General features: G+C 57.0%; 15 protein-coding genes. 6 read left to right on the plus strand and 9 right to left on the minus strand.

What is annotated here, in order from left to right:
* The first annotated feature begins 35 nt into the window (after positions 1–35).
* Positions 36–848, plus strand: a complete 813-nt coding sequence (locus AC4LF3_RS16365) for an HAD family hydrolase (RefSeq protein WP_491835828.1) — start codon at positions 36–38, stop codon at positions 846–848.
* 46 nt (positions 849–894) lie between these two features.
* Here AC4LF3_RS16365 and AC4LF3_RS16370 read toward each other — a convergent pair whose 3' ends face one another.
* From AC4LF3_RS16370 to AC4LF3_RS16405, 8 genes are all read right to left on the minus strand, one after another.
* Positions 895–1,788 (minus strand): ABC transporter permease subunit, encoded by an 894-nt coding sequence (locus AC4LF3_RS16370; protein WP_010795656.1) that lies wholly within the window; start codon positions 1,786–1,788, stop codon positions 895–897.
* The gene (locus AC4LF3_RS16375; RefSeq protein WP_010795657.1) at positions 1,785–2,681 is read right to left on the minus strand and encodes an ABC transporter permease subunit; all 897 of its coding nucleotides are present in this window, start codon (positions 2,679–2,681) and stop codon (positions 1,785–1,787) included. The genes AC4LF3_RS16370 and AC4LF3_RS16375 overlap by 4 nt, the downstream gene beginning before the upstream one ends.
* Positions 2,678–3,832, minus strand: a complete 1,155-nt coding sequence (potA, locus tag AC4LF3_RS16380; protein WP_074822258.1) for a polyamine ABC transporter ATP-binding protein — start codon at positions 3,830–3,832, stop codon at positions 2,678–2,680. The genes AC4LF3_RS16375 and potA overlap by 4 nt, the downstream gene beginning before the upstream one ends.
* A 175-nt stretch (positions 3,833–4,007) precedes the next feature.
* A complete protein-coding gene (locus AC4LF3_RS16385) occupies positions 4,008–5,078 on the minus strand; it encodes a polyamine ABC transporter substrate-binding protein (protein ID WP_051370210.1) in 1,071 nt (356 codons plus the stop codon).
* A gap of 450 nt (positions 5,079–5,528) precedes the next feature.
* The gene (locus AC4LF3_RS16390) at positions 5,529–6,626 is read right to left on the minus strand and encodes a polyamine ABC transporter substrate-binding protein (protein WP_010795661.1); all 1,098 of its coding nucleotides are present in this window, start codon (positions 6,624–6,626) and stop codon (positions 5,529–5,531) included.
* A 217-nt stretch (positions 6,627–6,843) separates the two neighbouring features.
* On the minus strand, positions 6,844–8,214 hold the full coding sequence (locus AC4LF3_RS16395) for an aspartate aminotransferase family protein (RefSeq protein WP_491835831.1): 1,371 nt from the start codon (positions 8,212–8,214) through the stop codon (positions 6,844–6,846).
* A gap of 46 nt (positions 8,215–8,260) precedes the next feature.
* Positions 8,261–9,619 (minus strand): glutamine synthetase family protein, encoded by a 1,359-nt coding sequence (locus tag AC4LF3_RS16400; RefSeq protein WP_010795663.1) that lies wholly within the window; start codon positions 9,617–9,619, stop codon positions 8,261–8,263.
* Positions 9,620–9,705: 86 nt separating this feature from the next.
* Complete coding sequence (locus AC4LF3_RS16405; protein WP_010795664.1) at positions 9,706–10,458, minus strand: gamma-glutamyl-gamma-aminobutyrate hydrolase family protein; 753 nt, start codon at positions 10,456–10,458, stop codon at positions 9,706–9,708.
* Between the two features lie 279 nt (positions 10,459–10,737).
* Here AC4LF3_RS16405 and AC4LF3_RS16410 point away from each other — a divergent pair, with 279 nt between their 5' ends.
* From AC4LF3_RS16410 to AC4LF3_RS16430, 5 genes are all read left to right on the plus strand, one after another.
* Complete coding sequence (locus AC4LF3_RS16410) at positions 10,738–12,114, plus strand: glutamine synthetase family protein (protein WP_074822246.1); 1,377 nt, start codon at positions 10,738–10,740, stop codon at positions 12,112–12,114.
* A 143-nt stretch (positions 12,115–12,257) separates the two neighbouring features.
* Entirely contained in the window at positions 12,258–13,313 is a 1,056-nt protein-coding gene (locus tag AC4LF3_RS16415; protein WP_491835834.1) for an extracellular solute-binding protein, read from the plus strand.
* Positions 13,314–13,450: 137 nt separating this feature from the next.
* Positions 13,451–14,113 (plus strand): TetR/AcrR family transcriptional regulator, encoded by a 663-nt coding sequence (locus tag AC4LF3_RS16420; protein ID WP_491835836.1) that lies wholly within the window; start codon positions 13,451–13,453, stop codon positions 14,111–14,113.
* Between the two features lie 219 nt (positions 14,114–14,332).
* On the plus strand, positions 14,333–15,442 hold the full coding sequence (gene aguA / locus AC4LF3_RS16425) for an agmatine deiminase (RefSeq protein ID WP_010795668.1): 1,110 nt from the start codon (positions 14,333–14,335) through the stop codon (positions 15,440–15,442).
* A gap of 193 nt (positions 15,443–15,635) precedes the next feature.
* Entirely contained in the window at positions 15,636–16,316 is a 681-nt protein-coding gene (locus AC4LF3_RS16430; protein ID WP_491835837.1) for a type 1 glutamine amidotransferase domain-containing protein, read from the plus strand.
* A gap of 99 nt (positions 16,317–16,415) precedes the next feature.
* On the opposite strand, the gene AC4LF3_RS16435 is transcribed toward AC4LF3_RS16430, so the two are convergent.
* Positions 16,416–17,726, minus strand: a complete 1,311-nt coding sequence (locus tag AC4LF3_RS16435; RefSeq protein WP_491835838.1) for an OprD family porin — start codon at positions 17,724–17,726, stop codon at positions 16,416–16,418.
* Between the last annotated feature and the right edge of the window lie 297 nt (positions 17,727–18,023).

Genomic DNA, 18,023 nt, shown 5'->3' on the forward strand with positions numbered 1-18,023 from the left:
TCGCTCTTTTCTACTATGGCTCGACAGGAACGATAATGACGAACCACCCGTATCAACTCATGCTGTCGGATGTCGATGGCACCCTTTTGCGTACCGACAAGCAATTAAACCAAGCCACGATCGAGGCCGTACAGCGCCTGCGTGAGGCTGGAATCAACTTTACGCTGGTCAGCAGTCGCCCGCCACGGGCCATGCATTGGCTGATCGAAGCGCTTGATCTTACCCTCCCCGTCGGCGCCTTCAACGGCGGCACCCTGCTCAAGCCGGATGGCACGCTCTTGCAGGCACACCGTATACCCCGGAATGCCGTGGACAGCGTGTTTGAGCAGCTTGAGGACGAAGACCTGGATATCTGGCTATTCGCCGATAATGAATGGATCATTGCCAATCCAGACAACCACTACATCGGCCATGAGAAAAGAGCCCTGGGCTATGATCCGCTGATCGTCGACCGCTTTGACGACTACCTTGACCGGGTCGACAAGCTGGTAGCTGTCAGTAAGAACCATGATCGCCTCGCCAGCCTGCAACCCGAGCTGGATCAGAAGCTGGGGCAATACGCCCACACCGTACGCTCCCAACCCTACTATCTGGATATTACAGCCGCCCAGGCCAGCAAAGGCCATGCGCTAGTGGCACTGGCGGAGCATCTGAGCATTCCACTCACGCGTACCGTCGCCATTGGAGACGGTGAAAACGATATTTCAATGCTCAAGAAAGCCGGGCTCTCCATTGCCATGGGACAAGCCGAGGAAGACGTCAAAGCTCACGCCATGCAGATCACCGCCGAAACCGACAGGAACGGTCTGGCCGAGGCCATACACCGATTCATTCTGGCAACAGGCTGATCCACCCCAGGCATAAAAAAAGCCACCTTTCGGTGGCTTTCTTGTATCAGCTATTGGTAGGCGGCGCGGTGAAACGCTCAACGTCCCGCTCATTGGCAGTTTCCGTCACCGTCGACTCCATGGCCTCCTTCAACCCCTGCAGCCGCTTCTTCTCAGCCCGACGCGTGAAATACCACGCGAGGAAGGTAAACAGCGAGACCGCCAGCAGAATCAGGCTGGCAATGGCATTGATCTCCGGCTTCACGCCCAGGCGCACAGCGGAGAACACCTCCATTGGCAAGGTGGTTGAGCCAGGGCCGGACACGAAGCTTGCAAGCACCAGATCATCCAGCGATAGCGCAAAGGACATCATTCCACCCGCTGCCAGAGAAGGCGCAATCATCGGGATGGTGATCAGCATGAACACCTTCCAGGGACGCGCGCCCAGGTCCATGGCGGCTTCCTCGATAGACAGGTCTAACTCGCGCAGACGCGCCGACACTACTACCGCTACGTAAGACGCGCAAAAGCTGGTATGGGCGATCCAGATCGTGACGACACCCCGATCCTGCGGCCAGCCGATGAACTGTGCCATGGAAACGAACAGGAGCAGCAGCGACAGACCGGTAATCACCTCAGGCATGACCAGCGGTGCAGTGACCAGACCGCCAAACACCGTACGCCCGCGAAAGCGAGGAATACGCGTCAGCACGAACGCCGCCAGCGTTCCCAGGATGACCGAGGAAATCGCCGTGTAGAACGCGATTTCCAGGGAGCGCCCTACGGCGCCCATCAGCTGGTTATTGTCCAGAAGCCCTGCATACCAGTGCACCGACCAGCCGCCCCAGACAGTCACCAGACGCGAGGCGTTGAACGAATAGATCACCAGGATGACCATCGGCAGGTAGATGAACAACAGGCCCAACACCAACATCAGGTTTGTGAACTTCAGGCTTCTCATAGCTTGCCCTCCAGTTCCTTCGCCTGATTCCTGTTGAACAGGACAATAGGCACGATGAGGATGATCAGCATGACCACTGCCAGAGCCGAAGCCACCGGCCAGTCGCGGTTATTGAAGAATTCCTGCCACAACACACGGCCAATCATGAGCGTTTCCGGCCCGCCCAGCAGTTCCGGAATCACGAACTCGCCTACTGCAGGGATGAAGACCAGCATGCAGCCCGCGATAATGCCGTTCTTGGACAACGGCACCGTGATACGCCAGAAGCTGGTAAAACGACTCGCTCCCAGGTCGGATGCCGCCTCCAGCAGTGTCAGATCATGCTTCACCAGATTGGCGAACAGCGGCAGGATCATGAACGGCAGGTAGGAATACACAATCCCCAGATATACCGCAAAGTTGGTATTGAGCAGGCGCAGCGGCTCGTGAATCACACCGATAAACATCAGGAATTCATTGATCAGGCCGTTGGTGGACAGAAGCCCCATCCAGGCATAGACCCGGATCAGAATGGCCGTCCAGGTCGGCATCATGATCAGGAGAAGCAATACCGTCTGCACATCCTTGCGCGCCCGAGCGATGGCATAGGCCATCGGATATCCGATCAGAAGACAGATCAGCGTACTGATGCCAGCGATCTTGAGCGAACCAAGGTACGCGTCCAGGTACAGTGGATCGTCCGTGAACATCAGGTAATTCCCGAAATTCAGGGCAATATCCAGCTGCTGGTCGGCATAGGTCAGCAGTTCGGTATAGGGTGGAATCGCGACGTCCGCGATGGCGAAACTGATCTTCAGCACAATGGCGAACGGCAGCAGGAAGAACAGGAACAGCCACACGAACGGGACGCCAATAACCAGGCGGCGGCCGTCGAACAGTTTCTTCAGACTCATGATTGCAGTACCACGCCGCTGTCATCTTCCCAATACACCACTACCGGATCGTCCCACGTCGGGCGTTTGCCCAGGCGCACGGCGTTGGCGATGAAGCACTGGACCAGTTGCCCGGACTCCAGCTTGATGTAATACACCGAATGCCCGCCCAGATAGGCGATGTCATGCACGGTCCCGCTTAGCCAGTTGTAATTGGGGTGTTCATGGTCTTCCGGCAAGCGGCTGGCCATCAGGAGCTTTTCCGGGCGAATCGCATAGGTCACGCGCTTGTCTTCAGCGCGGGTGCTAATCCCGTGGCCCACGTAGATATGCCGCTCGAGCTGCGGCGAGGCAATGATGGCGTGATCCGCATCGTCCTCGATCAGTTCACCGTCGAACAGGTTCACGTTGCCGATGAACTCACAGACCAGGCGGCTGGCCGGCGTTTCATAGATGTCCATCGGGCTGCCCACCTGAGCGATCCAGCCCAAGTGCATGATTGCGATGCGCTGAGCCATGGTCATGGCTTCTTCCTGGTCGTGCGTCACCATTACACAGGTCACGCCCACGCGCTCAATGATCTCCACCAGTTCCAGCTGCATCTGCGAACGCAGTTTCTTGTCGAGCGCCCCCATCGGCTCGTCGAGCAACAGAAGCTTGGGCCGCTTGGCTAGTGAGCGCGCCAGGGCCACCCGCTGACGCTGCCCACCAGAGAGCTGATGCGGTTTACGCTTGGCATACTGTGTCATGTGCACCAGCTTGAGCATTTCGGCCACGCGCTGGTTGATCTCTTCTCTGGGCAGCCTGTCCTGCTTCAAGCCGAACGCAATGTTCTGCTCGACCGTCATGTGCGGGAACAAGGCATAGGACTGGAACATCATGTTGATCGGCCGGTCATACGGCGGAATATTAGTGATGTCCTGCCCGTCCAGGAAGATCCTTCCCTCGGTGGGTTGCTCAAACCCCGCCAGCATGCGCAGCAGCGTGGATTTACCAGAACCGGAGCCACCAAGCAGCGCAAAGATCTCGCCTTTGTTGATGGTCAGTGAAACATCATCAACTGCCACCGTTTCATCGAATTTCTTGGTTACCCGATCGATCTTCACCAGCACTTCTTTGGTCTGCTGAACACCGGTCACGGCTTTTTTAAAGGCACCGGAGGCTATCGCCATTATTTACTCCCCAGGGGTCTTGAAATCCTGCCTGACAGCTACGGCATGAGGTTCTAGAGTCGGTGCGGAAAACCCCTCCGCCCTTCTTGCCCTAGCGCCGACCGTGCCTCTTTTCGCCTTGCTGTCAGCCAGGCATTCAGCCTGACTCAACGGTCAGGCTATCGAATATGGAACGCTATTTACCGGATTTGATCCGGGTCCAACTGCGTGTACTGATCCGCAATATCTGCGGAGGCAGTTCCGCCATCACATACAGCTTGTCCATCACCTCTTGGGGTGGATAGACCGTTTCATCCTGGCGCACCTTCTGGTCCATCAACTCGCCTGACTTGGGGTTGGGGTTAGCGTAACCAACGGAGTCGCTTACCTTGGCAATCACCTCAGGCCGCAACAGGTAGTTGATGAACGCATGTGCCTCTTTCGCATTGGACGCATCCTTGGGGATGGCCAATAGATCAAACCACAGGTTCGCTCCCTCCTTGGGAATGGCATAAGCGATCTTGACGCCCTTTCCCGCCTCCTCGGCACGTGACGCTGCCTGGAAAACATCACCCGAATAGCCAAAGGCCACACAGATATTGCCGTTGGCCAGATCGGAGATGTATTTCGAGGAGTGGAAATAAGTCACGTACGGGCGAACCTGCAGGAGCTTCGCCTCGGCTTTCTTGTAATCGTCAGGATTTGTGCTGTTGGGGTTGAGCCCCAGGTAGTTCAGCATGGCCGGAATGACTTCATCCGGCGAGTCCATGAAGGAAACACCGCACTTGGTCAGCTTCTTGATGTTTTCCGGCTCGAACAGCACTGCCCAGGAGTCGATCTTGTCGGTGCCAAGCACCTCCTTGACCTTGTCGACATTGTAACCGATACCGTTGGTTCCCCATAGGTAAGGCACGCTGTGCTCGTTACCCGGATCGTTGGTCTGAAGCTGCTTGAGCAAAGCAGGGTCCAGGTTCTGCCAGTTGGGCAGCTGGCTGCGGTCCAGCTTCATGAACGCGCCAGCCTTGATCTGCTTGCCCAGGAAATGGTTGGACGGCACTACCACGTCATAGCCGGTCCGGCCGGCCAGAAGCTTGCCCTCGAGGGTTTCATTGGAGTCGAATACGTCATAGACCGGCTTGATTCCGGTTTCCTTCTGGAAATCTTCCAGCGTGGTCTCACCGATGTAATCGCTCCAGTTATAGATGTGCACGACTTTCTCGGCATGGGCCAATGGTGTAAAGGCCAGCGCAGCGGCAGTGGCAAGCAGCGTCTTACGAAGGGAAAGAAACACTCGGTCGTCCTCTTGGTTAGTGGCCAGTCCATACCTGACTGTGCGGCCGATTTCCTTGTGAAGAATCTATGAATGAATACAGGTTTAACGCGACGGCCCTACCATAGGGCTCTTACCTAACCCTGGAACGCATCCGGCAACGGCTAATATGGCCCGCACATGCACGGTTGCAGACATGCGAATTCCCGGCGGCTACCGCCAGTGGCAATAGTGCCTTCACCTGCTTACCGTACGGCCTGCCTGATAACGGGCCGCGTTGATACAGGATGAGCGTGGAAATGTCACGGATAAACTGATTTTTCGTATCGGTACAGCTCACCGAAGCTGCAATCAGATTCGAGCATGGGTCGGATAATCGCTGCGTTGTATACATGCCCTATCCTTCCAGAAAGCCCCTCCAACAGCTGCCGGAGGGGCCTGCATCACTTATTTGCCGGACTTGATCGTTGTCCAGGCACGGGTCATCGCACGCTGCACCTTGGCCGGCAGGTCCGGGAAGGCGTACAGCTTGCCCATCGTCTCCTGAGTCGGGTAGATGCCCGGGTCGTTGCGAATCTCGTCGCTGACCAGCGGTGTCGCTTCCTTGTTGCCGTTCGGGTACTGCACGTAGTCGCTGATCTCGGCAATGATCTCCGGCTTCATGATGAAGTCGATGAACTTGTAGGCGCCCTCGGTATTGGTAGCGTCCTTTGGAATGGCCATGGTATCGAAGAACGTACCGGCACCTTCCTTGGGAATGTTGTACTTCACCGTCACGCCATTCTTGGCATCAGCGGCACGGGCCTTGGCCTGGGCAATGTCGCCGGAATAGCCGACCGCCACGCAGACGTTGCCGTTGGCCAAATCAGAGATGTACTTGGATGAGTGGAAGTAGGTGATCGACGGACGAATCTGCATGAACAGGTCCTGCGCCGCCTTTAGCTCTTTAGTGTCCTGGCTGTCAGGCTTGTAGCCCAGGTAATGCAGACCGGCAGGAATGATCTCGGTTGGCGAGTCCAGCAGTGCGACACCACAGCTCTTGAGCTTGGAAATATTTTCCGGCTTGAAAATCAGGTCCCAGGAGTCCACCGGGGCGTTGTCGCCCAGTGCAGCCTTTACCTTGTCAGGGTTGTAGCCAATACCGATGGTACCCCACAGGTAAGGAATGGCGTACAGGTTACCCGGATCGCTGACCTCCAGGGTCTTCATCAGCTGGGGATCCAGGTTTTTCCAGTTGGGCAGCTTGTTCCTGTCCAGCGTCTGGTAGACACCGGCCTTGATCTGCTTGGCCAGGAAAGAGTTGGAGGGGACAACCACATCATAGCCCGACTTGCCCGCCAGCAACTTGGCTTCGAGTACCTCGTTGCTGTCATACACGTCATAGACCACCTTGATGCCCGTTTCCTTTTCAAACTTGGCAATGGTGTCTTCAGCGATGTAGTCGTTCCAGTTGTAAACGTGCAGAACCTTGTCGTCTGCCATCGCGTGACCGGCGAAGGCGCCAGCCAGACTGAGTGCGAGCAGTGTCTTGCCAAAAGCTTTCATGCGGAAATGCTCCTAAACAGGGTCGTATAAGTATTCCGGAGGAGGCTTTTCAATCCTCCCCTGGTGCGTCTGGCCAACGCACCGGCGCAGTCTGGCAAGGTCCGGCGCGCGGCTCAAGAGTGCGCCACCATTCCTTTTGATTTTTGCCATCATCCAAGGGTGCTGTTATGTCAGACAAACACCCCTGGACGCTCGTTCTGCTCGCGACTCGTCTTCACTACCGATGCAGGTCAGCAGCCGTCAGGTCCAGGCACTTGCGCACCAGCACCATCAGCTCATCGATCTGCGCGGGCGTGATGACCAGCGGTGGCGAAATGATCATGGTATCGCCCACAGCCCGCATAATCAGGCCATTGCGGAAGCAATGTTCCCGACAGATCATGCCTGCCTCGCGTCCCGTAAAGCGCGCCCTTGTCCGCTTGTCCTGTACCAGCTCCAACGCGGCCACCAGGCCCACACCCCTCGCCTCGCCTACCAGTGGATGATCGGCCAGCGTCTGCCAGCACTTCTGCAAGTAAGGTGCCGTTTCGCTTTTGACTCGCTCGATAATGCCCTCGTCGCGCAGGATACGGATATTCTCCAACGCCACAGCGGCCGCAACCGGATGCCCCGAGTAGGTGAAACCGTGGTAGAACTCGCCGCCCTGGTTGAGCACCTCGACGATCTCGTCCCGCACGATCACACCTCCCATGGGGATATAACCGGAGGTCAGCCCCTTGGCGATGGGCATGAGGTCTGGCGTCATGCCGTAGTGCTGACTGCCGAACCATTCTCCGGTACGCCCGAACCCACAGATAACTTCATCGGAGATGAACAGAATGTCGTATTTCGCCAGTATTTCGCTAATCCGCGGCCAATAGGTATCCGGCGGAACGATTACACCTCCAGCCCCCTGGATCGGCTCGGCAATAAAGGCCGCCACCTTGTCCTCGCCGAGCTCAAGAATCTTTTGCTCCAGCTGATCGGCCACTTGAATCCCGAACTCATCCGGACTCATATCGCCGCCCTCGCCATACCAGTAAGGCTGGTCGATGTGCTCGATTCCCGGAATGGGCAGATCGCCCTGCTCGTGCAAGGCCTTCATGCCGCCCAGGCTCACGCCGGCCACGGTTGACCCGTGATAACCATTCCAGCGGCCGATGATAATCTTCTTCTGTGGCTGCCCCTTGGTCGCCCAGTAATGACGAACCATGCGCAGGACAGTATCGTTGGACTCCGAGCCCGAGCCGGTAAAGAACACGTGGTTCATGCCGTCGGGTGCGATATCTGCAATCGCCTTGGCCAACTCGATAGCTGGCGGGTGCGCAGTCTGGAAGAACAGGTTGTAGTAAGGCAGTTCGCGCATCTGCCGGGTAGCAGCCTGAACCAGCTCTTCACGGCCATAGCCGACATTCACACACCACAGTCCGGCCATCCCATCGAGGATGCGATTGTCATCGCTGTCCCAAAGATAGATGCCCTCGGCACGCGTGATGATGCGCGAGCCCTTTGCATTGAGCTGCTTGTAATCCGTAAAGGGCGGCAGGTGATGGTTCCGGCTGAGTGCCTGCCAGTGCGCGGTACGCTCGCTGACGGTCCTGTCGTTCATAACACCTCCTGGGTTGGAATGCGCCAGCTGTGCTGGCGCGATCAGGTCATACGCTCATCAACAGGAACTCGCGCTCCCAGGAACTGATGACCCGTTTGAAGTTTTCATGCTCGGCGCGCTTGACGGCCACATAGCCCCGCGTGAAGCGTGTGCCCAGGTATTGCTCAATGGTCACAGACTGCTCCATGCGCTCCAGGGCTGCTTCCAGTGTCAGCGGCAAGCGCAGGTTACGACGCTCATAGCCTCGTCCCTTGACAGGAGCGCTGGGTTCGATGCCTTCGATCATGCCCAGATACCCACACAGAAGGCTGGCGGCCAGCGCCAGATAGGGATTGGCATCCGCACCGGCCAAACGGTTTTCCACACGGCGATTCTGCGGGTCGGAATCCGGCACCCGAAGGCCTACAGTGCGGTTCTCTTCGCCCCACTCCACGTTTACCGGAGCAGAGGTGTCCGGCAGGAAGCGACGAAACGAGTTCACATTGGGCGCAAACAGGGGCAAGGCTTCGGGGATGTATTTCTGCAACCCACCGATGTGATGACGGAACAGCTCGCTCATCGTGCCGTCGTCTTCCGAGAACACCGTCTTGCCTGTCTTCAGGTCCACGACGCTCTGGTGCAGGTGCATCGCGCTGCCGGGCTCACCGGTCATGGGCTTGGCCATGAAGGTAGCCGTGACGTTGTGCTTCAGAGCGGCCTCGCGCATGGTTCGCTTGAATACAATGATCTGGTCCGCCAGATGCAGGGCATCGCCATGACGGAAATTGATTTCCATCTGGGCCGTGCCTTCCTCATGAATCAGCGTATCCAGATCCAGCTTCTGAAGCTCACACCAGTCGTACATGTCTTCAAAGAGCGGATCGAACTCGTTGGCGGCATCGATCGAGAACGACTGGCGACCCGTCTCCTGGCGACCGGAACGGCCTACCGGGGGCTGCAGGGGATAATCCGGGTCATCGCTACGCTTGGTGAGATAGAATTCCATCTCAGGCGCAACGATCGGCTTCCAGCCTTTGTCGGCATACAGCTTGAGCACCTTCTTCAGGATATTGCGCGGAGACAGCTCGATCGGGCGACCCTGCTTGTCGTAGGTGTCGTGGATGACTTGCGCCGTGGGCTCGATGGCCCAGGGCACGAGGAAGACAGCGTTCTCGTCAGGCCGGCAAAGCATGTCAATATCGGCCGGATCGAGAAGCTCGTAATAGATATCATCCTCGACATAGTCTCCCGTCACACTCTGCAACAGAACGCTCTCCGGCAGGCGCATGCCTTTTTCATTGATGAATTTCGAGGTGGGCGAGATCTTGCCGCGGGCGATGCCGGTCAAATCGGAAATCAGGCATTCGACTTCGGTGATCTTGTGTTCTTTCAACCACTGGGTGAGCTGGTCAAGCTGGTTAGCCATAAAGACCTCAAGGTTTTGAAAAACCTGCCCGGAAGGCATATGGACTTACCGTCCAGGCAGGATGATACGGCGGTCAAGGACCGCCGTCAGCGCTGCCCGGCCCGCTGTCGGCAGGCATCGCCAAAGGCGTTGAAAATCGCTAGATAATTCGAATTGGAGCGTACCTGCCATTCAGGGTGCCACTGCACCCCAACGGCAAAGACAGAGGCGCCCTCTACGGAAAACGCTTCCACCAAGCCATCCGGCGCCAGAGCCTCGGCCCGAAGACCTGGTGCGAGACGCTCGACGCCCTGCCCATGCAGGGAATTGACCTGGAACTGCTCGGGCAACCCCAGGCGCTCGAATACACCGCCCGGCTGAACATGAACGGCATGACTGGGCGCATACTGCACGTCAAGCGGATCATCCGGTCGCTCGCGGTGGTCGGCAAACGGGCCGGCCTCATGCACCTTCTGATACAGGCTGCCGCCCATTGCCACGTTCATCTCCTGAAATCCGCGGCAGATACCGAGCACAGGAACACCTGCATCCACGGCCGCCCGAATCAGCGGCAGAGTAGTACGGTCGCGATCAGGATCATGGGCGGTGCCCGGCGCACTGGGAGGCCCTTGGTAGTGATGCGGCTCCACGTTGGAAGGCGAGCCGGTAAACATCAATCCATCGAGACGTGCAAGCAAGGTGGGCTGGTCAAGCAGGTCAGCCAGCGCGGGAATGACGAGTGGCAGACCACCCGCTCCGGTCACGACGGCACGCAGATACTTGTCGCCGGCGATGTGGAAGGTATGCAAACCGATCTGCTTGGTGCAGGCGGTCACGCCGATCAACGGCAGGCACGACATGGGACACCCGTTACGTTTGCCATGGTTGGATGAATTGGAGAGTAGTCTTGTTCATTTTTTTCCACAACCGTTCTTTCAAGACCGCTCATGCGGTTCGCACATTCTCTTTCAGCCGGCGTGTTACGGGGTCTCAAGCGAAGCCCTGTGCCCCAATGAAAGGCCTTGATGAGGCCTTCGAGCACCAATAACGAGCAAAGTTGACTTTAGGTCCCCTTTCGGATTGACTCCTAGGTGAAGTCCCCGCTGATTGATATTTTTAACAACTATAGGTGTTGCATCATGTCGGTACCCCCGCGTGCCGTTCACTTGAATGAAGCGACCGACTTCCTCCAGGCACATCCTGAAGTGCAGTTCGTCGACCTTCTGATCTCGGACATGAACGGCGTGGTGCGTGGTAAACGCATCGACCGAAACAGTCTGCCCAAAGTCTTCGAAAGAGGAATCAATCTACCCGCCTCACTCTTCGCTCTCGATATCACCGGCTCCACCGTAGAAAGCACAGGCCTCGGCCTTGATATCGGTGACGCCGACCGCGTCTGCTATCCCATCGCCGGTACGCTCTCCATGGAGCCCTGGCAGAAACGCCCTACCGCACAACTCCTGATGACCATGCACGAAATGGAAGGCGCGCCATTCTTCGCCGATCCTCGCGAAGTGCTGCGTCAGGTCGTTGAACGCTTTACCGAGATGGAACTGACGGTCGTCGCGGCCTTCGAGCTTGAGTTCTATCTGATCGATCAGGAAAACATCAACGGCCGGCCCCAGCCGCCCCGCTCGCCTATTTCCGGCAAGCGCCCGCAGTCCGTTCAGGTCTACTCCATCGATGATCTCGACGAGTACGCCGATTGCCTGCAGGACATCATCGATGGTGCCCGCGCCCAGAATATTCCTGCCGATGCCGTCGTGGCCGAGTCGGCTCCCGCGCAGTTCGAGGTCAACCTCAATCACGTGGCTGACCCGATCAAGGCATGTGATTACGCAGTGCTGCTCAAGCGGCTGATCAAGAACATCGCCTACGACCATGAAATGGACACTACCTTCATGGCCAAGCCCTATCCGGGGCAGGCAGGTAACGGTCTGCATGTGCACATTTCGCTGCTGGACAAGAATGGCAACAATATTTTCACGAGCGAGGATCCCGAGCAGAACGCCGCGTTACGTCATGCCGTCGGCGGTGTGCTCGAGACCCTGCCCGCCTCGATGGCCTTTCTATGCCCCAACGTGAATTCCTATCGTCGCTTCGGCTCGCAGTTCTACGTACCCAATGCACCGAGCTGGGGGCTGGATAACCGCACCACGGCGCTGCGCATTCCGACTGGCACGCCCGATGCCGTACGCATCGAGCACCGTGTGGCGGGCGCTGATGCCAACCCCTACCTGCTGCTGGCAGGCGTACTGGCAGGAATCCATCACGGTCTGACTAATCACGTCGAGCCGCCGCCGGTGACCGAAGGCAACTCCTACGAGCAGCACGAGCAAAGTCTGCCGAACAACCTGCGTGATGCCTTGCGGCAACTGGATGACAGCGAAATCATGGCGCGATACATCGATTCGAAGTACATCGATATCTTCGTGGCTTGTAAGGAGCATGAACTGGAAGAATTCGAGCACTCCATCTCGGATCTCGAATACAACTGGTACCTGCACACCGTCTAGCACGTCGGTTATAGACAACGTCCGTTCGTCCTCGCCGGGCGGCCGTTGTCTGTTTACGAGAACGCCGTCACACTTTGCAGCTTTTCGTACCGTCCTGGCCTTAGCTCCACGGAAGGTCCCATGATGGAACACAAGGAGTTTCCATGCGAAAGCTGCTCATGGCGCTGGCCATTCTGCCCCTGCTCGCACAGGCCGAAGAGGTTGTGCACGTCTATAACTGGGAGGACTACATTGACCCTCAGGTCATCAGTGACTTCCAGAAGGACACCGGCATCCGTGTCGACTACCACACTTTCAGCACTTCTGAGGAGGCAAATGCCCTCTTGGATGGCGACACGCCGATCGATGTGTATGCGCCTTCCCATGACGAGCTCAAACGACTCATCCGGGAAAACAAGCTGCAAAAACTCAACACCCAACAGCTGCCCAATACCAGCAAGCTCGATCCCTATGTTTCGGGCATTCTGAACTCCGTGGATCCGGGCAACCATTATGCCGTCCCCTATCTATGGGGCGCAGTAGGTCTGGCAATCAACGTTCCCAAGGCGCAGGAAGCCTTTGGCGGTCCGCTGCCGGAGAGCTGGAGCGTGCTGTTCGATCACGAGCAGATCAAGCGCCTTTCCAAGTGCGGCGTCAATCTGCTCGACGATCCCATCTATGTCTCATCAATCATGATGAACTATCAGGGCAACATTCCCGAGCGCAGCTCTCCCGCGCAGATGGAGAAAATTGCCAAGGACCTGATGAGCATTCGCCCCTATGTTCGCTCCATCGATAACGACGCCACGGTTGATGCATTCAAGAATGGCCAACTATGCGTAGCAATGGTGTACAGCGTAGGCGATGTAATCAATACGCGTAAGACAGGCCAGCCGGTCAGCTATGTCGTACCGCAAGAAGGCACGTATGTCTTTGTGGATACGCTGGCTATCCCCAGCAAGTCGCGCAATGCGGAACTGGCGCATCGCTTCATCAACTATGTGATGAGTGCTCGTTCCCTGGCCCGCATTACCGAAGAGACGTCTTATCCAAACGCCAACCCTGACTCGATGAAGTTGCTTTCGCCTGAGCTTCAGAAGGAAAATGCGCTTTACCCCAACGGAGCGTTGCGCCGTCGCCTGTTTGCTCTGGTTCCGCCACCTGCCGAGACTCGCCAGACATTTGAAGGTCTCTGGCAGACATTCAAGCAGGCTCACTAAGTTTTCAGAGGGAATCAACAGGCAAGCTACCCCTGGATGGGCCGTATCAGGTTCTGACAAGGCGAGGTAATACGGCGTGTCCGGACAGGCATTGTCAGAACCTCATCACCTTTGCGACCCAGGATACTGGTAGAGTCATGGCCCGAACCCCAAGCCCACGCAAGGCGCGCAGCAGCAGCCGCCAGCGCATCGAGCAGATTCTGACAGCGGCTCGGCATATGCTGATAGATCAAGGGCCTGCACGCCTGAGCATCTATGGCATCGCCGAAAGGGCGGGCCTTCCGCCTTCCTCGGTCTATCACTTCTTCCCCAGCGTTGCCACATTGCTCGAGGCCCTTACTCAAGAGGCTCATGCAGCGTTTCGCGCCTGTCTTCAGACTTCCGTCGACCATGACAGCCTTAACGACTGGCGCGATCTATCGCGGATCGTCGAGGCACGCATGCTGGAAGTATATGAACAGGATGCCGCGGCCAGGCAATTGATCCTGGCCAATCACGGCCTGACCGAAGTAGTCCAGGCCGACCGACAGCATGACACCCGGCTGGGCGAGCAGCTTCAGGCCCTGTTCGCAACCCATTTTCATCTGCCGCCTCTGCCGGACGATATCGACGTCTTCGCCCTTGCCATGGAACTGGGTGATCGCGTCTACGCAAGATCCGTACAACAGCACGGCGTTATTACGCCTCGCTGGGCAGCAGAAAGCCATCGGGTTTTCGATGCCTACCTTAGTCTTTACCTTCCGCCCTATTTGCCCAAGCGAAACACGTACCTGCCAAACGATCTAACAGTTGCCCAATAAACCGATAGTTATCCGTCCAGTTATCGCATGCTGTAATGGTATTGCTTAAATTCATTTTTAAGTCGGATATTTATCCGTTATAAAGCACGCCTTTGCCTGTCGGCATAACGGCCAGCCAGTAATGGCGCTCGAATCTGCTACCGTTAACGGGATGTCCTGCTCATTCGCGACCGTTGCCTGAACCTGTACGACCTACCCCTTCGATGGAGAATTGCAATCATGAGTCTGCTCGCCTCGACACCCCGTGCTGAAGGCTTCCGTATGCCCGCGGAGTGGGAGCCCCAAAAGCAGGTCTGGATGATCTGGCCCGAGCGTACCGATAACTGGCGCCTGGGTGCCAAGCCAGCCCAACTGGCCTTTACCGAAGTCGCACGAGCCATTGCACGCTTCGAGCCGGTCACCGTTGGTGTTTCTGCTGCTCAGTTCGACAATGCCTGTGCACGACTCAACCACCCGGCCATTCGTGTCGTCGAGATCAGCAACGATGATGCCTGGGCGCGTGATACCGGCCCGACTTTCGTCATCAACGATCAGGGGGAAGTGCGCGGTGTGGACTGGACCTTCAACGCTTGGGGCGGGCTGGTTGGCGGGCTGTATTTCCCCTGGAAGCGGGACGATCAGGTCGCCAGTAAAATCCTGATGATGGAAAGCTGCCCCCGCTACCGCACTGAGGATTTTGTGCTGGAAGGCGGTTCTATCCATGTCGATGGCGAAGGCACGCTCATTACTACCGGCGAGTGCCTGCTCAACCGCAACCGCAATCCGCATCTGTCCCAGCGTGAGATCGAGGCGATCCTGAGTGATTATCTGGCTGTGGATAAGGTTATCTGGCTGCCAGACGGTTTGTATAACGACGAAACCGACGGTCATGTGGATAACTTCTGCTGCTACGTGCGTCCTGCCGAAGTGCTGTTGAGCTGGTGCGACGACGAAAACGATCCGAACTATGCGCGGTGTCGCGCGGCGCTTGAGGTATTGGAAACCAACACGGATGCCAAAGGCCGCAAGTTCACCGTCCACAAAATTCCAACGCCCGGCCCGCTGTACGCGTCGGATGAAGAATACGAAACCGTAGATGCCTCAGTGGGTAGCCAACCGCGTAAGTCGGGCGAGCGCCTGGCGGCCTCGTATGTCAACTTCCTGATCGTCAATGGCGCCATCATCGCACCAACGTTCGATGTCCCGGAAGATGCCGAAGCCCTGGACGTTCTTCAGCGCTGCTTCCCCGAGCGCGAGATCGTACAGGTCCCAGGCCGCGAGATCTTGCTGGGGGGTGGCAATATCCACTGCATTACCCAGCAGCAGCCTGCCCCCAGAGCGCGAAACTAAGCACCACGCGTACTGTGGAATAAAACCGGAGCCTCCCGCCAGGCTTCGGTTTTTTGTGAACATGTCAGGCGGTTCATATACAAACCGCCATCACGCATGTGATAACGCTGAATTGTCCTCTCGGATGTGCTGTCCATACCCCTACCGCGCTCCATAAGGAGCTTATCGGCAACTGGATCGGTGGCCCCATCATATGAATATCCTTCTCGTACTGACGTCCCATGACCAACTAGGCAATACCGGTAAAAAGACCGGCTTTTGGCTGGAAGAGTTTGCGGCACCTTATTATGTCTTCAAGGACTCAGGCGCTACGCTGACCCTGGCGTCACCCAAAGGGGGCCAGCCGCCTCTGGACCCGAAGAGTGATGAGCCGGAAGCGCGCACCGAGGCGACAGAACGCTTCCGTAATGATCCCGACGCACAGGCGGCTCTCGCCAATACCGTGCCGCTCGCGAGCGTCAAGGCGGATGATTACGACGCTGTTTTCTATCCCGGAGGCCATGGGCCGCTCTGGGATCTGGCTGAAGATCAGGATTCCATTGCGCTGCTGGAAGCCTTTTATGCAGCAGGCAAACCTACTGCCCTGGTTTGCCATGCACCCGGCGTGCTGGCCAAGGTCAAGACTGCTGACGGTGAGCCTCTAGTCAAGGGCAAGCAGGTAACCGGTTTCACCAATACCGAAGAGGAAGCGGTTCAACTCACCGACGTCGTACCCTTCCTCGTGGAAGATATGCTCAAGGCCAACGGCGGCCTGTACAGCAAAGGGGCTGACTGGGCGCCTTACGTGCTGACTGAAGGTAATCTGATAACAGGCCAAAACCCCGCCTCTTCGGAGCCTGCGGCCAAGGCCGTGCTGGAACAGCTCTCTCGCTAAACCCGTGGAGCCTTCTGCAAAAAGAAAATGCCGCCTTCCCGAAAGGGAGGCGGCATTTCCAGTCTACGTACCATCGTAAAGGATGGTCTTATTCACGTCTTAGAGCAGCGGAATCGAATAGCTCAGCATCAGACGGTTTTCATCCTGATCGCGGGTGTTGGCGACATCGTTACGCCATACCGCGTTACGCCACTGAATGCCCAGCCCTTTCAAGGTTCCGGTAGGCACGGTATAGCCCAGGGTAAAGTCCCGCTCCCACTCGCTCGGATTGCTGCCAGCCGCCTCGATATGGTCTCCCTTCAGATAGACCACACCTGCCGTCAACCCCGGCACGCCCACTTGGGAAAAGTCATACGCGTAGCGCACCAGCCAGGTCCGCTCACCGGCACGCGTAAAGTTCTGATTCTGCGAGAAGGTGATTAGGTATGGCGTAGCACCATCTCCCTGGTTCAGGAAGGGAAAGTTACTGTCCCCGTTGATGACCTGATAGCCACCGCCAAAGGTATGGCCGGCCACGCTGTACAGGAACTGACCGCTGTACAAATCGTTATCGATCTTACCCTTGGTTACGCCGCTGCCGTAGTAGCCATTGGAGTAGTAGTCCGGATTATGTCCATTGGCACCATCGTCGGTACTGTGGAAATAACGCAGGTCACTCTTAAGCACACCCGGACCGATCTGCCAGTCATGCACCAGACCCAGGAAATGCTGCTTGTAGTAATCTTCAAGGTTGGCGTAGTAGTAGCTGACCGTCAGGTCCTTGGTCAGCTTGTAGTCACCCCCCGCAAAGTAGAACGCGTTGCTGCGCTCGGTGCCGCCGAGAATGCGCAGGCTGTCCATGTTTGAAGAGTTACGCGCCTTGGAATGCTCCAGGCGACCGGCATTCAAGGTCAGGCCTTCGATTTCCCTGGAGGTGATCATGCCGCCTTCAAAGGTCTGTGGCAGCATGCGGCTGTCATTGTAGGTCACCACCGGCAGCGTTGGCATAAGTGTGCCGTAACGCAGCTCGGTCTTGGAGATACGAACCTTGGCGGTCAGTCCCAGCGTTGAAAAGTTATCAACGCCAGTGCCGTGCCCGTTATCCGGGAACACACTGTTGGCATCAGTCCCGTGCGTCCCCTTGCCCGAGTCAAGCTTGAGACCCAGCATCCCCAGGGCATCAACGCCAAAGCCGACCGTACCCTCGGTGAAACCGGATTGATAGTTGAGCATAAACGCCTGCCCCCACTCCTCTGCCTTGGAGGCAGACTTGGGCGCAGCCGAGTCACGGTTATCCTGATTGAAATAGAAGTTACGTAACGTAAGGGTAGCCTTGCTGTCTTCCAGGAAGCCCGCGGCATGGGCAGCGCTGTTCAGAGTCAGGCCAAGGCAGCCGGCAGCAATGGCTGCGGCGAGAGGTTTTACGTTCAAAAGATGCTCCACAACTAACAACAACAAGAGCGGCTGTTAAGGCACACGTACGGCCGCACGGCTAGGCCGGCAAGAGAGCGGGTAGATCGAGGTTGGCTTTATAACGCCTTGTGTCTCCACTCCCTGGAAGATAAGGTCGTTCACTGACGCGTCCCTTGTCGGCGGCGCAAAACTAAATGTAAAAAAGTGTTTCGTCTATAACAAAGTGCCATCATTTCAGGCAAAACACTTTTTCACCGTTAGGCTTGAATATTCAGAGAAATTCTTTCCTGCCAGGTCCAGGCTTGATAAGGCTTG

The sequence above is a fragment of the Pseudomonas sp. C2.3V genome (genome assembly GCF_058536325.1).

Excerpts from the sequence above, each read along its gene's own strand:
- AC4LF3_RS16365 (WP_491835828.1), top strand. The coding sequence starts at position 36 with ATGACGAACCACCCGTATCAACTCATGCTGTCGGATGTCGATGGCACC.
- AC4LF3_RS16370 (WP_010795656.1), bottom strand. The coding sequence starts at position 1,788 with ATGAGAAGCCTGAAGTTCACAAACCTGATGTTGGTGTTGGGCCTGTTG.
- AC4LF3_RS16375 (WP_010795657.1), bottom strand. The coding sequence starts at position 2,681 with ATGAGTCTGAAGAAACTGTTCGACGGCCGCCGCCTGGTTATTGGCGTC.
- potA (WP_074822258.1), bottom strand. The coding sequence starts at position 3,832 with ATGGCGATAGCCTCCGGTGCCTTTAAAAAAGCCGTGACCGGTGTTCAG.
- AC4LF3_RS16390 (WP_010795661.1), bottom strand. The coding sequence starts at position 6,626 with ATGAAAGCTTTTGGCAAGACACTGCTCGCACTCAGTCTGGCTGGCGCC.
- AC4LF3_RS16395 (WP_491835831.1), bottom strand. The coding sequence starts at position 8,214 with ATGAACGACAGGACCGTCAGCGAGCGTACCGCGCACTGGCAGGCACTC.
- AC4LF3_RS16400 (WP_010795663.1), bottom strand. The coding sequence starts at position 9,619 with ATGGCTAACCAGCTTGACCAGCTCACCCAGTGGTTGAAAGAACACAAG.
- AC4LF3_RS16405 (WP_010795664.1), bottom strand. The coding sequence starts at position 10,458 with ATGTCGTGCCTGCCGTTGATCGGCGTGACCGCCTGCACCAAGCAGATC.
- AC4LF3_RS16410 (WP_074822246.1), top strand. The coding sequence starts at position 10,738 with ATGTCGGTACCCCCGCGTGCCGTTCACTTGAATGAAGCGACCGACTTC.
- AC4LF3_RS16415 (WP_491835834.1), top strand. The coding sequence starts at position 12,258 with ATGCGAAAGCTGCTCATGGCGCTGGCCATTCTGCCCCTGCTCGCACAG.
- AC4LF3_RS16420 (WP_491835836.1), top strand. The coding sequence starts at position 13,451 with ATGGCCCGAACCCCAAGCCCACGCAAGGCGCGCAGCAGCAGCCGCCAG.
- aguA (WP_010795668.1), top strand. The coding sequence starts at position 14,333 with ATGAGTCTGCTCGCCTCGACACCCCGTGCTGAAGGCTTCCGTATGCCC.
- AC4LF3_RS16430 (WP_491835837.1), top strand. The coding sequence starts at position 15,636 with ATGAATATCCTTCTCGTACTGACGTCCCATGACCAACTAGGCAATACC.